At 72.9% G+C, this 16,431-nt stretch carries 9 protein-coding genes; 4 read left to right on the top strand and 5 right to left on the bottom strand.

Annotation, left to right across the window (positions count from 1 at the left end; all coding sequences use genetic code 11):
* The first annotated feature begins 42 nt into the window (after positions 1–42).
* Together V5P93_RS23890 and V5P93_RS23885 are read left to right on the top strand one after the other, a co-directional pair.
* On the top strand, positions 43–2,178 hold the full coding sequence (locus V5P93_RS23890) for a M4 family metallopeptidase (RefSeq protein WP_104480091.1): 2,136 nt from the start codon (positions 43–45) through the stop codon (positions 2,176–2,178).
* 462 nt (positions 2,179–2,640) lie between these two features.
* Positions 2,641–5,337: an AAA family ATPase gene (locus V5P93_RS23885; RefSeq protein ID WP_104480090.1), complete on the top strand. Its 2,697-nt coding sequence runs from the start codon at positions 2,641–2,643 to the stop codon at positions 5,335–5,337.
* A 451-nt stretch (positions 5,338–5,788) separates the two neighbouring features.
* On the opposite strand, the gene V5P93_RS23880 is transcribed toward V5P93_RS23885, so the two are convergent.
* From V5P93_RS23880 to V5P93_RS23860, 5 genes are all read right to left on the bottom strand, one after another.
* Positions 5,789–6,151 carry a hypothetical protein gene (locus V5P93_RS23880; RefSeq protein WP_146108090.1) on the bottom strand — a complete coding sequence of 121 codons (363 nt, stop codon included), beginning with the start codon at positions 6,149–6,151 and terminating at the stop codon, positions 5,789–5,791.
* Positions 6,152–6,172: 21 nt separating this feature from the next.
* A complete protein-coding gene (locus V5P93_RS23875; protein ID WP_181043574.1) occupies positions 6,173–6,337 on the bottom strand; it encodes a hypothetical protein in 165 nt (54 codons plus the stop codon).
* Positions 6,338–6,498: 161 nt separating this feature from the next.
* On the bottom strand, positions 6,499–8,184 hold the full coding sequence (locus V5P93_RS23870; protein WP_104480088.1) for a bifunctional diguanylate cyclase/phosphodiesterase: 1,686 nt from the start codon (positions 8,182–8,184) through the stop codon (positions 6,499–6,501).
* Between the two features lie 96 nt (positions 8,185–8,280).
* Positions 8,281–9,417, bottom strand: a complete 1,137-nt coding sequence (locus V5P93_RS23865) for a lycopene cyclase family protein (protein ID WP_245931353.1) — start codon at positions 9,415–9,417, stop codon at positions 8,281–8,283.
* Between the two features lie 392 nt (positions 9,418–9,809).
* Positions 9,810–10,580: a transposase family protein gene (locus tag V5P93_RS23860; RefSeq protein ID WP_104480087.1), complete on the bottom strand. Its 771-nt coding sequence runs from the start codon at positions 10,578–10,580 to the stop codon at positions 9,810–9,812.
* Positions 10,581–10,965: 385 nt separating this feature from the next.
* On the opposite strand from V5P93_RS23860, the gene V5P93_RS23855 reads away from it, so the two are divergent.
* A complete protein-coding gene (locus V5P93_RS23855; RefSeq protein ID WP_104480086.1) occupies positions 10,966–12,519 on the top strand; it encodes a deoxyguanosinetriphosphate triphosphohydrolase family protein in 1,554 nt (517 codons plus the stop codon).
* A gap of 817 nt (positions 12,520–13,336) precedes the next feature.
* On the top strand, positions 13,337–16,138 hold the full coding sequence (locus tag V5P93_RS23850) for a S8 family serine peptidase (RefSeq protein ID WP_104480085.1): 2,802 nt from the start codon (positions 13,337–13,339) through the stop codon (positions 16,136–16,138).
* Positions 16,139–16,431 lie beyond the last annotated feature (293 nt).

The raw sequence follows: 16,431 nt of genomic DNA, 5'->3' as shown, positions 1-16,431 counted from the left end.
CCCGGGTCCCTGTCCTAACGGGTCCGGTGGAGGAGAAAACTCATGTCACGCAAAGCTGTGGTCGCGGCCGCGACCGCGGTGGCGACGGCGGTGGGTGGTGTGGTCATCGGGGTGGCCGCCAGCCAGGCCGGCGCCGCGCAAGACCAAGCCGCGAGCACCACTCGGGGTGCCGCCGCGCTGAGCCCGCAGGCGCGGGCCGCGGAGTTGGACCGCGCCAGCGGTGAAGCCGACTCCACGGCCCGCCTCCTGGGCCTGGGCGCCAAGGAGAAGCTGGTCGCCAAGGACGTGGTCGTCGACACCGACGGCACCCGCCACGTCCGCTACGACCGCACCTACGACAAGCTGCCGGTCCTCGGCGGCGACCTCGTGGTGCACCGGGCGGCCGACGGCCGCGTCAACACCGTGGACAAGGCCAGCGGTGAGACGATCAGCGTCGCGACCACGACGCCCGCGATCGCCGCCACCCGCGCCGCCGCCGCCGCGCCCGCGCTCACCGCGGAGAACAAGACCGGCGCCGCGAAGCCGGAACTGATCGTCTACGCGGCGAAGGGCAAGCCGGTCCTGGCCTACCGCACCACCGTGGAAGGTGCGGGCGCCGAGGTCGTCGTCACCGACGCCGCGTCCGGCGCGCTGCTCGACCGCTGGGAGAAGCGGCACGAGGCGACCGGCAACGGCTACCACGTCGGCACCGTCGACATCACCACCAGCGGCAGCTCGGGCAACTACACCCTGACCGACGCCAGCCGCGGCAACACCCGGGTGCTCGACGGCAACGGCGGTTCCGAGAACAGCCCGTCGTCGCGCGCCACCGCCTACACCGACGCCGACAACGTGTGGGGCAACGGCCAGCTCAGCAACCGCCAGACCATCGCCGTGGACGCGTACTACGGCCTGGCGAAGACCTGGGACTTCTACAAGAACACCTACGGCCGCAACGGCATCCGCAACAACGGCCAGGGCCACACGATGTACGTCCACATCGGATCGGGCCTGCTCAACGCCTTCTACGACGACTCCTGCTTCTGCATGGTCTTCGGCGACGGCAGCTCGCAGAACCAGAACACCCCGCTGACCGAGATCGACGTGGTCGGCCACGAGATGACCCACGGCGTCACCGCGGCCACGGCGAACCTCAACTACTCCGGCGAGTCCGGCGGCCTCAACGAGTCCGCCAGCGACATCTTCGGCACCATGGTCGAGTTCTCCGCGAACAACCCCAACGACCCGGGTGACTACTACATCGGCGAGAAGCTGCGCATGCCCACCGGCTACTTCCGCCGGATGGACAACCCGGCCGCGGACGGCTCCAGCCTCGGCTGCTGGCGCTCCACCGCGGGCCAGGTCGACGTGCACTACTCGTCGGGCATCGGCAACCGCTGGTTCTACCTGGCGTCCGAGGGCACCGGCAGCAAGACCATCGGCGGGCTCTCGCACACCGGCGGCACCTGCAACAGCACCACCTTCGCGGGTATCGGCAAGGACAAGGCCGCGGCGATCTTCTACCGCGCGCTGAGCACGTACATGACCTCGACGACCAACTACGCCGGGGCGCGCACCGCGACCCTGCAGGCCGCCGCGGACCTGTACGGCACCAACAGCCAGGAGCGGTACCTGACCAGCGTCGCGTGGGCCGCCGTCAGCGTCGGCACCGCGCTGCCGAACCCCGGGACCACCACCCCGCCGACCAGCACCACCAGCCCCACCGGTCCGACGACGACCACGACGGGCCCGACCACGCCGCCGACCGGCAACGCCATCACCAACGGCGGTTTCGAGTCCGGTCAGACCGGGTGGTCGGAGCAGGCCGTGGTCACCAACAGCACGCAGCAGACCGCGCGCACCGGTTCGTACTACGCCTGGCTGCTCGGCAACGGCTCGACCGCCAACGAGGCGATCAGCCAGCAGGTGACGGTCCCGTCCTCGGGCACCCCGACCCTGCGGTACTGGCTGAAGGTCACCACGCAGGAGACCGGGACCACGGCGTACGACACGCTCAAGGTCCAGGTCAACGGCACCACCAAGGTGACGTACTCCAACGCGAACGCCAGCAGCGGCTACGTCGAGCGCACGCTCGACATGTCCGCCTACAAGGGGCAGACCGTGACCCTGCGGTTCGCGGGCGTGGAGGACGCCTACCTGGCGACCAACTTCCTGCTCGACGACGTCAGCCTCGGCTGATCGGTTGACCCGTTCCCCGGCTCCGGCGGTGTGGCCCCGCCCGGAGCCGGGGAACGGCCGCGGCGGCCCGGGACCACTGCGCCGGACCGCCGCGGCTTCGCCCGCGCGTTCCCATTCCCAGTCAGGACAGGCTTCCCGGGTTGTCCGGCCCGGGTCGGAAGTTTTCCACCCGTAGACTTTCCCGGCGGTCGGCCGTCCACTTCGCACATTCCGACCGCTTTGTCCGGCTGGCGGATCGCGTTGTCCGACCCCTTTGGTCCGATGTGGGGTGATATCGGACACTCCGAGAAGCCGTTGGGTGCCTGACCTCGCGCCACCGACCAGCCCCGCTGGAACCGGCGATCGAGCACGACAACCGCCCGTCGCTCTGTCGCGGGTGGACGGTTACACGCCGCGACGGCGAGAAATTCGTGTGACTTGCGCCTCGTCCGGGCAACCGGGCGTTGGGTACGTTCTCGGCTTATGTCGGCCGCACCCCCGGTCCTCGGCCGGACCGCACTGCTCTCCCGCTGCCTCGGCGCGCTCGCCGACGGCCGCGGTGTGCTCCTGCACGGCCCGTCCGGCATCGGCAAGTCCCTGCTGCTCGGCACCCTCCTCGACCAGGTCCGCCCCGACTACGCGCACGTGCTGCGCACCCGCCCCGCCGCCGCCGACCGCGACCTGCCGCACGTGGCCCTCTACGACCTGCTGGCCAAGGTCCTCGCCGAACGCGCCGCGTGCCTGCCCGACCACCTGCGGTCCGCACTGGACACCGCGCTGCTGCGCGCCCCCGCCGCGCACCCGGTCGACCCGCTCGCGCTGCGCCTGGCCGTGGTCGACCTGCTGCGCGGCCTCGCCGACGACGGCCCGCTGCTGCTCGTCGTCGACGACGCCCAGTGGCTCGACCAGCCCAGCGCCGACGTGCTGGCCTTCGCCGCGCGCAGGCTCGGCGACCACCCCGTGGTCGTGCTGCTCGCCGAGTGCGGCGACGGCGACCCGACCCGCGCCGACCTGTCCCCGGCGCCGCCGCTGGAGGTCGAGGTCCCGGGCATCGACCTCGAGTCGCTCGGCGAACTGCTGCGCACCCGGCTCGACGACCCGCTGCCGCCCGCCACCGCCGCCCGCGTCGGCCGGGCCGCGGGCGGTAACCCGCTCTACGCCCTGGAACTGGGCCGCGCGCTGCTGCGCCACGGCGGCTCGGTGCCCGAGGACGAGCCCTTGCCGGTGCCCGGCAGGCTGCGCGAACTGGTCTGCGCCCGGCTCGCCGCGCTGCCCGACCGGGCCTGGGACGTCCTGCGGCTGGTGACTGTCGCGGTGCGGCCCGGCCTGGACCTCGTGCCGCTGGGCGACCCCGGGCTGGCCGCCGCGCGCGCCGCCGGGGTGCTGGTCGCCGACCACGACGGCGGGCTGCGGTTCAGCCACCCGCTGCTCGGCGAGATCGTCGCCGCCGAGGCCACCGCGGACCAGCGGACCGCCGCGCACGCCGTGCTGGCCGCGGCGGTGTCCGACCCGATCGAACGGGCCCGGCACCGCGCGCTGGCCACCGCCCGCCCGGACGCGCCGATCGCCGCCGACCTGGTCGAGGCGGCGGCGCTCGCGGTGTCCCGCGGTGCCCCCGGCAGCGCCGCCGACCTGCTGCGGCTGGCCGCCGAGCGCACGCCGGAGCCGGGGGAGCGGGCCGCGCGGCTGCTGGCCGCCGCACGCGCCGCCGCCGCGGCCGGGCTCAGCGCGACCGCCGCCGACCTGTGCCAGGCGCTGCTGCGCACCGCGGCGGGCACCACCAGGGCGTGGGCCCGGTTGCTGCTGTTCGACCTGGCCGGGCGCGACATCGTCGCCGCCGCCGGGCTGCTCGACGAGGTGGTCGCCGACGCGGGCGACGACCCGACGCTGCTGGCGTCGGTGCTGCTGCGCCGCGCCGAGGTGAGCACCCACCTCGGTCAGGTCACCGAGGCCCAGGCCCGGCTCGACGAGGCCGACCGGCTCGCCGCGCTCGCCGACGACCCGACGCTGCCCGTCCGGTCGCTGATCATGCGCATCCCGTTCGCCGCGGTGGCCGGGCCCGAGGTCGAGTCGGACCTGCTGGGCAGGCTGGCGGCCCGGGTTACCGGCGCCCCGCTGTCGGAACCGGTGGTGTTCTCCCGGGTCTACCTCGCGGTGATCAGCCTGCGCCGCGGCGAGGTCGCCGCTGCCGTCGAGCGGCTGGAGGAACTGCGCCGCGAAACCGAGTCGTCGGGGCGGGTCCGGGACCTGATCGCCGTGCTGTACTCGCTCACCTCCGCCTACGAGCGCGCGGGCCGCTGCGCCGAGGCCCGCCGCGTCGCCCTCCTCGGCGCGTCGCTGCGGGTCGACGTCGACCGGCACCCCGGCATCGGTCTGACCATGCGCGCGCTCGCCGAGCTGAACACCGGCAGCCTCGACCTGGCGGCGGACCTGCTGGCCCGCGCGTCCGAGGCGGACGAACAGGCCCGCGACAGCGAGTGGGCGGGCTACGCGCTGGGCCTGCGCGGCCGCGTCGCCATCCTGCGCGGCGACCACGCCACCGCGGCCAGACTCCTGGGGGAGTGCCAGCGGACCCTGCACGACATCGGCTTCACCGACCCCGCCCTGTTCCTGCACGACGCCGACCTGGCGGAATCCCTGGCGCTGTCCGGCGGCCTGGACCTGGCCCGAGAGGCGCTGCGCGCGGCCCGCGCCCGGGTGGCCGCACAGGGCCGCGCCGTGGTCACCCTCGGGCTGGACCGGGCCGCGGCCGTGATGATGGCCGTCTCCGGCCACCCCCGCCCAGCGGCGGACGCGCTGCGGGAGGCGTTACCGGAGGCACACCCGTACCCGCTGGAGTTGGCCCGCGCCTGGTTCACCCTGGGGACCCTGGAACGCCGCGCCCGCCGCAAGGCCGCCGCGCGAGAGGCCTTCGCCGAGGCGCTGCGCCGGTACACGGATGCGGGCTGCCTGCCCTGGGTGGAGCTGGCCGCGGCCGAACTGTCCAAACTGGACGCTCCCGACGCGCCACTGAGCGAGCTGGAGAACCAGATCCTCGGCAGGTTGCGAGAGGGTGCCACCAATCGCCAGATCGCGGCGGCCCTGCACCTGTCGATCAAGGCGGTGGAGGCGAACCTGACCCGCATCTACCGCAAACTGGGCATCCGCAACCGCGCGGAACTGTCCACTGTGGTGGATTAGAGGGGGAAGCACACGACGGTCGCGTACGCCTCGTGCGGCAGCGGCGGCCAGGTGTGGGTGAGCGTGAACGCGAGCAGGCCCGCCGTGCCCGCGAGACCGGCCGCCCGCCCCACTCCCGCAGCCGCCGCAGGGCCGGCAGCGTCGCGTAGCCGGTGAACGAGTACCGGAGCAGCATCACCACCCCGCCGAACGGCACGCCGCAGAGGACCGGCCCCGGGTCGGCCAGCGTGGAGAACGTCACCGCCCACCCCGCGACCAGCACCAGGACGGGCCGCCACCAACTCGGGTCGCGGTCCCGCCACCGGAACGCCAAGTGGTACCAGGACGGCGGGTCGTACTCGACCACGTGGTCCTCCTCCTCGTTCAGCGCCACAGGCACTTCGCGAGGACCCGGTCGTTCGGACGCCACCAGCGGCCACGTGTCGCGCATGCCTTCTTCACCCCATCCCGTTCAGTACCAGCAGTTGAGCGCGAACCAGACCTTGTTCGGCAGCGGTGGCCAGTCGTGGGCGAGGGTGAAGGCCAGGAAGACCAGTGCGGCCATCCGGCAGGTCAACCCCGCACGCCAGCCGCCCCACTCCTGGAACAGCTTGGCCGCGCGCAGCAGCGCGAAGAACGCGAGCGTGTAGCGCAGCCAGATGGTGAGGTTGCCCGTCGGGCTGCCACCGCAGATGATCGCGGCCCGGTTGTCGAGCGTCCAGAACACCAGCCCCCACGCCACGACGAACAACACCGTCGGCGCCCACCACGACGGTTCGTACGTCTTGCGGACCTCGAACTGGTAGACCGGTGCCATCGGCCGTACGTCCTGCACACGTGCTCCTCCCCGCCCTCATCACAGTGGGCGGACGCTGTCGATCCAGGCGGCGAGGAGGTCGAACAACCACCGCAGGCCCGCGCACAACCCGCTGCCCGAGGCCAGGGCCACCAGCGTCGTCGCGCACCCCACGGCCAACACCGCGGTCGGTGCCCACCAGTCCGGTTCGGGTGTGCGAGCCACCCAGACCCCCTCCTCCTCGTGCCACCGGAGAAGACGCGGTGGCCCCGGACAGTGTTGGCCGTCCACTGTGGAGGTGTGGTGGAGGAATCGTGCGAGTCGTGCCCAGAAACGCGCCACGCCCGCGGCTGCGGGCCGCGGGCGTGGAGGTCTTGTGGAGGTTCTCAGCTCACCCTGGCGTGTTGGGCGCGGGCGCCGCGCAGCACCTCGATCCGGTCGGTGCCGGGGCGGCCGAGCACCCAACTCGACCCCGGCACGGCCTTCGCGCGCTGCTTGAGCGGCGCGAGCAGCCGCGACGCCTCGCGGTAGGAGGACACCGAGCCCACCCCGCACACCAGGGACGCCAGCGACACCGTGACGGCCATGTTCTCCGTCGTCCACTGCCGGTCCACCAGCCGGGAGGCCAGCGCGGTGATCTCGTCGAGGTCGGTGACGACCAGGAAGTCGTCGCCGCCGACGTGCGCCACCCGGGTGCCGGGCAGGTCCCGCTCGGCGTCGGAGAGGACGCGGCCGATGTGCCGGATCAGGTCGTCGCCTGCGGCGAACCCGACGGTGTCGTTGACCCGCTTGAACGCGTCCACGTCCAGCCAGGCCACCACGAACATCTCCGCGGCGTGGATCCGCCGGTCGATGTCGCGGTCCACCGCCTCGCTGCCGGGCAGCCGGGTCAACGGGTTGAGCGCGGCGGCCTGCTCGATCTTGGCCTCGGCCACCCCGCGCACCACCTCGGACAGCCGCACCACGCCGACGCACACCCGGTCGGCGTCGACCACCACGACCTCGTCGCCCTGCCGGTCGTGGTCGGCCTCGCCGACCAGGTCCAGCAGCTGCAGGCAGGTCGCGTCCGCGCGGATGGCGCGCGGGTTGTCGCCGTGCCGCACCGCGGGCTTCTTCGCGTTGAGCGCGTGCCCGTAGAGACCGGCGACCGCGAGCAGGAACCGGCTGCGCAGCAACGTGCTCACCGGCCTGCCCTCCGCGTCGACCAGCACCACGCTGGTGACCTTCGGGTCGTCGGCGAAGGTGGCCCGCGCGTCCTCCGCGGTGGCCTCCTCGGACATCGTGGTGGCCGGGCGCAGGTAGTCCGACACCAGCGGCACGGTGGACGCGCCGGTGGTGGCGTTCAGCTCGATGATCTCCGCGACCGGGCGCGGCAGCGGCAGCGAGATCCCGCCGGAGCGGCTCTCCCCGGCCAGCAGGTTGCCCTGCGCCAGCCGGACACCGAGCCTGTTGAGGCAGAGCAGTTGGTCCTCCGACTCCACCCCGACCGCGGCGAGGCGGACGCCGGTCCGGGTGCAGTACTGGGCGAGGCACTCGACCACGGCGAGGCTCGCCGGGTCGTCCGGCAGCCCGGCGACCAGGTGCGCGTCGACCTTGACCAGGTCCGGTCCGACGTCGGCGAGCAGCGACAGCGGCAGGTCGCCGTCGCCGAGGGAGTCGAAGGCGATGCGGTAGCCCTCGGCGCGCAGCGCGTCCAGCCCGTTGATCAGCTCGGCGCGGTGCACCCGGCTGAACGGCGGGGTGATCTCCAGGACCACGTCCGCGGGCTTGCGGCCGGTCTGCGCCAGGGCGGGGCGCAGGAACCGCGCCAGGTCCTCGGCGGCGGTGGCGGTCGCCGCGACGATGTTGACGTGCAGCGGCAGCGGCGGGTCCGGCCGGGCGGCGGCGAGGACGGCCCGGCTGGCCAGCGAGATGTCGGTCTCCACCAGCCGTCCCGCCCGTCCCGCGGAGCGCAGCAGGCCGTACACGTCACCACTGCGCGGGCGGGCCAGGGCCTCGACGGCCACGGGCTCCCCGGTGCGGGTGCTGAGCAACGGCTGGAAGGCGAAGCTGACATCCGTCGCGACGGTCACCCTGTCATCTTGCCCGGCTATCGCGCTGTGGTGATAGTTAGTCACCATCTGTTCATCTTCGTGTGTTTCGGATAACGATCTCCGTGGGGCCGTTGGTCATCCGGGTGGGGAATGTCGGGATACCAACAGCTTCCGGCGAATCTCCCACGGGACGGCCCGGAAAACTCCGAGCATCGCCGCGGCGACCTCCCGGGGTCGCTCGCGTTCGCTCAGGTAGGCCCGCTGCAGCGGTTCGGGGAGGTCGAAGAAGGCGCCGAAGAACTCGGGCAACCGCCGCGGCGGCAGCCCGAGCAGCGCCCGCAACCCGTACCGGCGCAGGGCGTGCACCACCCGCGGCCCGGGCGACCACACCGCGGCCCGCCCCGCCCCGGCCGCCGTGACCGGATCCCGCGCCAGCCCCGCCGCGATGGCGGTGGCGACCCGGGGGGCGGTCGCGAGCACGTCGCCCACGCTGTACCCGGTGGCCGGGTGCACCATCCCCGCCGCGGCGCCGAAGGGAACGCAGCCGCGGTGGCGGACCGGGGTCGCGGGCACGTCGAGGGGGAACCGGACCCGTTCCACCGCCAGCGGCGACACCGGACCGATCCGGGCGTGGAGGCGGTCCTTGAGCTCCCCCCACCCGATCCCGGGGCGCGCGGCGAGGGAGGTCTCCTCCAGCAGGACGCGGTCCCCGGGCAGCGGGACGGCGTAGAGGAAGGTCGGGGGGAGCCCCCAGTCCATGAAGACCGCCTCACCCGAATGGACCGGAGGACCGACGTCCGAGGAACGCACCACAACCCCGTAGGCCGTCTGCTCCACCCGGGTACCCCGCACGGGCCCCCCGGACAGAACCCGCCGAAACCCACTCGCGTCGACAACGACCGCGCACGCGACCCGCCGCCCCGACCCCAACACCACGGTGGCCCCTCGAGGGCCGAACTCGGCCGTCACGACCTTGTCCACCACCTCGACGACACCGATGGCGCGGAACGCCGCCACCACGGAGGGGTTGTCCAGCACGGCGTAGCCCCTTCGCAGCTCCCGTCCGGATCCCCACACTTTGGTGGCCCGCTTCACCTTCGCGCCCATGGGGAGCCCGTCGACCTGATCACCCCATACCCCGAAGGTCGACCCCCACACCTCGCCGACCTTGGGGCCCACCACGGCCGTCGCCAGCCCCTCGCCAACGCACGCCGCCGCCACCGCCCACCCCGCCGGTCCGGACCCGACCACCACGACGTCCAGCCGCTCCACCGACCCACCTCCACTCGCCCCTCCGCCCAGACTCACCCGCGGCCGGCTTCCCCGCCAACCCGAGTCGACCTCTCACCTCACCGAACAAGTACAGATCGCTTCCTCTGCCAGCCCTCGCGAACGTATTCCGCCCCCACCACGCAGCCGTCTCGGCCACACCTCGCCGCGACCCATCCCGCCGCCCGATCCGGGCCACGTTGTCAACAGGCCGGATTCGTCCACGGACCACTCCTCCCAGTCCAAGTTCCACCGCCCTCCGCTCCGGCCCACCGGCTCGAGGCGCATCCCGCCCCACCAGCTCAAATCCCGCTGTCGGTCGCCCATTAAGATCATCTTTTGCCGACTTCCCGACTCCGCGGGTTATCCACATACCCCCGAGCAGTGAACCCTTTTCATCGTGGTTGACGGCAGGTTTCGATATGGTGCAGGACGACGATCGCGGTGGCTCGGCGTGGGCAGCAGCGGAGCTTGAGCAGGATCTTCCGGCCCTTGAGCAGCGACACGGCGCGTTCGCCGAGTGCGCGGATGCGGGCATGTGCCCGGTTGACCGCGTTCTGGTCGCGTGAGAGCCGTTGCCGGGTGGCGTGGCGCTTGAACGGAGTGCGCACCGTGCCACCCGCGCCTTGATACGCCTTATCGGCGAAAGCGGTGACGTCGTTGGTGGTCAGCATGTCGATCAAGCCGTGTGCGCGGGCTGCGGTCGGGTCGTGGACGGCGCCCGGTAGGGCTGGCGAGGCCCACACCAACCGCCCTGCCGGGTCGGCGAGGATCTGCACGTTGACGCCGTGGCGTCGGTGTTTCCCCGAGAAGTACGGCTTCTGGTCGGCGACGCGGTCGATCGGAACGAGGGTGCCGTCAAGGACCGCGTAGGCCAGTCGGGCAGCCCTTTCGCCGGCGGCACGGAGGTCCTCGGCCGAGCCGGCGAGGAGGTCCACCGCTTCACGGATGTAGCGCCGGGCGGTGCTGTGGGAGATGCCGGATCCGACCGCGAGGCGGGCGTGGGTGTCACCGTTGCGCAGGTGGGCAAGTACGAGCAGTGCCTGGCGACCGGGTTCCAGTCGACGCCATCGGGACCTAGGTCGCGTCCGCTCCGCGCGGATGAGATCGGCCAAGTGGACGAGGGTGTGGTTGGACAGCGGAATCGCGGCAGGGTAAGACAGCACGGCGAGGCTCCCGGTTGGGGCATCGGATCTTGGTCGACTGCTGTCTTACCGGGAGCTTCGCCCGCCACTCTCCCCCCACTCAGTCCGCGCCGTGACCTGCGACGTCACGATGAAAAGTACACAAGTTTCTCGCCCATCAAGGAAAAGCCCGCACCGCCGATAAGCTGGAGCAGGGCTGTCCCCCCAGTGGAGTGGCGGGGGCTGCGCCGGCGTCGACGTCGGCAGTGAAAGCGCGGGGGCGGTGACGGAGCCTGCGAAGCGCCCCTCGCGGAGGATCGTGCCGGGGCGGGCTCAAGGGGCCGGCCGACGGGCCGGGGCGAACGGTGACGTGGCGTCGGTCGACCGCCGTCCCGCATCGGTGGACGGGCCTGTCTAGGCTCGGCGCATGTCGGATCACGAGCAGCGGCGGGTGGCGCGGCGCGACGGGGCGCGGGCCGCGAACGACCTGACGGCCAACCCGTTCCGGGCCGACCGGGACCGGATCGTGGCGTCGCCGTTCTTCGCGCGGTTGGGCGGGGTCACGCAGGTGGTCAGCGCCAGCGGGTCCGGGTTGCTGCACAACCGGTTGACGCACAGCCTCAAGGTGGCCCAGGTGGCGCGGGCCATCGCGGAGCGGTTGGCGGCCGACCCGGAGGCCGCGCCGCTCATCGCCGACCTCGGCGGCTGCGACCCGGACGTGGTCGAGGCCGCCGCCCTGGCCCACGACCTCGGCCACCCGCCGTTCGGGCACCTCGGCGAGCAGGTCCTCGACCGCCTGGCCCGGCACCGCTTCGGGCTGTCCGACGGGTTCGAGGGCAACGCGCAGAGCTTCCGCATCATCACCACGACCGACACCCGCGGCCCCAGCGCCGCCGGGCTCGACCTGACCGCCGCCGTCCGCGCGGCGACGCTGAAGTACCCGTGGACGCGCCTGTCCCACCCCGTCCCGCACCCCCGCGACCTGGCCGACCCGCCGCGCGGCGCCGCCGAACCGGCGGACTCGCCGGGGACCGGGTCCAGCAAGTTCTCCGCGTACGTCACCGAGCTCGACGACCTCGCCGAGGCCCGCGCGGTGTTCGACGGGCTGGTCGAGCCGTGGCAGCAGACCGTCGAGGCGTCGATCATGGACAACGCCGACGACATCGCCTACGCCATCCACGACCTCGAGGACTTCCACCGGATCGGCGTCCTGCAGCACGCCCCGGTGTCGGCCGAGCTGGGCCAGTGGGAGTCCGACCGCCGCGAGTTCGCCCGCCTCGACCCCAGCGACCTGACCGCGGGCCGCCGCCCCGGCCAGTCCCTGGAGCGGCTGCGCAGGCGGCTGCTGGCCCGCGACTCCTGGATCTTCGACGACGACGCCTTCGCCGCCGCGGTGTCGCGGGTGCGCGCGGAACTGGTCGACGACCTGCTGTCGGTGCCCTTCGACGGCTCGGTCGACGCGGAGCAGGCGTTCGGCCGCTTCTCCTCCGGCTGGACCGCGCGGCTGGTCGCGGGCGTGCACGTCATCGCCGACCCGCCCACCCGCTCCGGGCACGTCCTGCTCGGCGGCGGGCAGTGGCACGAGGTGCAGGTCCTCAAGTTCGTCCACCGGCGCTTCGTGCTGCTGCGCCCCGACCTGGCCCTGCACCAGCGCGGCCAGGCCCGGCTGCTGACCAAGCTGGTCGAGGCGCTGGAGCAGTGGCTCGCCGACCGCTACGAAGCCGACCGCCTCCCGCGCCGCCTGCACGACCTGGTCGAACTCGCCCGCGCCGAGTACACGTGGCTCGGCGACGAACACCCCGGCGCGCTGGTCGGCGCCACCGGCGACACCCCGACGGGCGAGGCGGCCCTGCTGTCCCTGGCCCGCGGCCGCGCCGTCATCGACTTCGTCGCCTCCCTCACCGACGGCCAGGCGGCGACCCTCCTGGAAGCGCTCTCCGGCCGCACCGGCCAGTTCTGGTCGGACGCCTTCGTCCTGTAGCCCGCGCGGTCGGCGCCCTGGCCGCCGCCGCTCGGGGCGTGATTTCGGTGTCCGGCCACATGCGTCGAAGTTGTCCACAGACCCGCCTGCACCACTTCGCCCGCCCGCCGCGACCGAAGAGAATTGAAATAGGGGTTCCCCTATTGCGGGGGACCCCTCGCGGGCGTTGGCGACGAGCGAGAAGCGGTGCGGCGGGCCGGGGCTCCACACGGCTGCTTGGCCCGATGTTGCCGTAGCCGCAGGGTGTTCCAGCCAGCCAAACGAGAGTCTTGGGACGGGCTCGTCCCGTCGACGGCCCGGCCGCCTGCTTCCGCGCGACAGGCAAGTCGGTGGGACCAACCGCGAGTGAGCCGGGCCGAGTGTGGACGGCCGAGCGGGCGGCTCGGCATCGCCGTACGCCTGTCGACCACGCAAGCGGACCGAGGTTCCGGCGTTCTCCGTTCCCGATGACTCCGGACCGTCCGGGCGACCTCCCGCGAACGCCCGGACGGGACGTTCCCGCGTGGCCCGGGTGCCCGTCGCGGGCATCGGGCGCTGTCAAGACAGACCACCACGCTCGGCGAGATCTTGTTGGCACTTAGCCGTATCGGGCGTCGCAAGACAGTGGTGGGTAAATACCGAGCGTCACATCATGTGAGTGATCATCACTCGAACGGTAGATGTCCACCCGTTGGTGTGAACCCTACGTTGGCGTCGCCGGGGGCTTCCCCGGCGTCGGTGCGCGTGGGTCGGGGCACGCACAGACGGGGGAGGACCCGTGCGTTCATCCGATCGCCCAGTCCGGTCGAGATCGGCGCTGTCGCGTCGCGGCCCAGCCGTGACGGCCACTTGCGCCGCCGCGCTGGTGTTCGGGGTCGTCGCGCCGGTGGCGGCCCAGCCGCTGCCCGCGACCGCCGCGCAGGACAACGCCGCGCGGCAGATCGCGGCGTTGCAGCGGTTCAAGCAGGTCCAGACCAAGGCCGAGTCCAAATTGGACAGCCGGTTGCTGGTCGAGCAGAAGCTGCGCCGCGACCGCGCCGCCGCCGCGGCGGTACCGCGCGTGCAGACCGGGGCCAAGGTCTCGTCCGGCGGCACCGTGCTCGTCGACATCACCGCCGACAAGGTCTCCGACGACCTGCTCGGCTCCCTCACCAAGGCGGGCGCGGGAATCCGGTCGGTGTCCACCGACGCCGGTGCCGTGCGCGCCGACGTCCCGCTCGCCGCGCTGACCGCGGTCGCGGGCCGCCCCGACGTGCGGCACGTGAGCGAGGCCGCGGGTGCGATCACCGCGGCGCAGCAGCCGCGCGCGGGCGTTCCCGCCAAGCCGGAGTCCAAGGAGCAGAAGGCCGCCCGCATCGCCGAGCGCGTCCGCGCCGCGGTCGAGGCGCGGGAGAGCGGCCGCGCCGCCGTCGTCACCAGCGAGGGCGACCGCGCGCACAACGCCGACACCGCCCGCGCCACCTACGGCGTCACCGGCGTCGGCGTGAAGCTCTGCGCGCTCTCCGACGGCATCGACTCGCTCGAGGTCTCCCAGGCCGCGGGCGAACTGCCCGCCGTCGACGTCGTGCCCACCCAGGAGGGTGAGGGCGACGAGGGCACCGCGATGCTGGAGATCCTGCACGACCTGGCCCCCGGCGCCGAGCTCGGCTTCGCCTCCGCGTTCAACAGCGAGGCCAGCTTCGCCGACAACATCCGCACCCTGCGCCGCAACCACGGCTGCGACATCATCGTCGACGACGTCCTGTACTTCGTCGAATCCCCGTTCCAGGACGGCCTGATCGCCCGCGCGGTCAACGACGTCACCGCCGACGGCGCGCTGTTCTTCTCCTCCGCGGGCAACGACGGCAACACCGGCGACGGCACGTCCGGCCACTGGGAGGGCGACTTCGTCGACTCCGGCCACGTCGTCGGCAAGTTCGCGGGCACCGCGCACGACTTCGACCCTTCGGCCACCACGCAGGTCTTCGAGCCGGTGTCCACCGAGTCCACCTCGGTGCCCGTCACCCTGCACTGGTCGGACCCGCTCGGCGCCTCCGCCAACGACTACGACCTGTACCTGTTCGACAGCGCGGGCAACGTCGTCGCGTTCAGCCAGGACGTGCAGGACGGCACCCAGGACCCGTTCGAGCTGCTGCGCACCCCCGCCACCGGCGCCGGGCTGCGGCTGGCGGTCGTGAAGTTCAACGGGCAGAACCGGTACCTGTCGCTCTCCGCGCTGCGCGGCCGGTTCACCAACTCCGCCGACGGCCTCAAGGCGTTCACCACCCCCGGCGTGACCGTCGGGCACTCGGCGGCCAAGCAGGCGTTCAGCGTCGCCGCCGCGCCCGCCAACAACCCGCTGCCGTTCGACCTGGAAACCGGCGACCCGGCCAACCCGCGCGGCCCCTTCCCCGGCGCGTTCGACGCCAACTCCAAGCTGGAGCGCTTCTCCTCCGACGGCCCGCGGCGGGTCTTCTACCAGCCCAACGGAACCCCGATCACGCCGGGCAACGTCGGCGCCACGGGTGGTGAAGTGCGCACCAAGCCGGACATCACCGCGGCGGACGGCGTGCAGACGAGCGTCTCCGGCTTCCGGCCGTTCTTCGGCACCTCGGCCGCGGCACCGCACGCCGCCGCGATCGCCGCGCTGGTCCTCTCCGGCAACCCGGGGATCGCGCGGTCCGAGGTGCGCGAGGCACTGGTGAACACGGCGGTCGACCTCGGCCCCGCCGGGTTCGACGCCCGCACCGGGGCGGGTGTGATCCTGGCCGACCGGGTGCTCGCCTACACCGGCGCCAGCCCGCAGCCGCGCGCCCTGGCGCAGTCGCCGAAGGTCGCGCCCGCCGACGGCGGGGACCTGGTCGACCCGGGCGACACGGTCGCGGTGACCCTGCCGGTGACCAACACCGGCGACGCCGACGCGGTGTCCACCAGCGTCGTGGTGACCTCGCCGACGGCCAACGTCGTCATCACCCCGCGCTCCCAGGGCTACGGCACCGTCGCGAAGGGACAGACGGTGAACCGCGAGTTCACCGTGCGGGTGCCGTTGAGCCACCCGGTGGGCACGCCGGTCGTGCTGGACGCCCGGGTGACCTTCGCGGCGGCCGCGTCGCCGACGCGCGGGACGTTCTCGTTCCCGGTCGGCAGGCCGTCGCCCGTCGCCCAGACGTTCTCGTACACGGGACCGCCCGTCGCGGTGCCGGACATCAGCACGGTCGGCGCCAGCGTGACCATCCCGGTGTCGGGCGTCGGCCCGGCGTCGAAGGTCACCTTCTCCGTCGACGGCACCACGTGCACCTCGGCCATCGGCGCCACCACGGTGGGCATCGACCACACCTACGTGGAAGACCTCGTCGGCACCCTCACCGCCCCCAACGGCACCTCCGTCACCCTGCACAACCGCAACGGCGGCAGCGGCAACAACCTCTGCCAGGTCGTCTTCGACGACTCGGCGGCGGCCACCTTCGCCTCGCTGTCGTCGGCGGTGGCGCCCTACACGGGCACGTGGCGGCCGAACCAGTCGCTGACGCCGTTCACCGCGGTGCAGGCCAACGGCAACTGGACCTACAAGGCCACCGACGGCGCCGCCGGGGACACCGGCTCGATCCGCGCGGTTTCCCTGCACATCAACGGATACGTGACCCCGCCTCCGGGAGCCTGAGGCCACCCGATGAGGTGAAAGGGCCGCGCACCGGGAACCCCGGTGCGCGGCTCTTCCGTTACCTGGTCGGCCGTTCCCATCCAGGACGTCCCCGGCACACCCCCACCACAGGCACCCCCTGTGGCGATGCCCCACGCCCTCATCCGGGGTGGCCCACTGGCCGCCGTGGCTGAGAGGCCGGGCGATCGCCAACCACGGTTGTCTCCTGTGGCGATGCCGCACGCCCTCATCCGAGTGGCCCACCGGGTGCGGTGGTCGAGAGGTGGTCGATCGTCGACGACGGTCGTGTCCCG

This window comes from Actinokineospora auranticolor, from assembly GCF_041897805.1.
GTDB classification, from domain to species: Bacteria; Actinomycetota; Actinomycetes; order Mycobacteriales; family Pseudonocardiaceae; genus Actinokineospora; species Actinokineospora auranticolor.
Note: the sequence above shows the minus strand (reverse complement) of the source record. Positions and strands in the feature narration are given on the sequence as shown.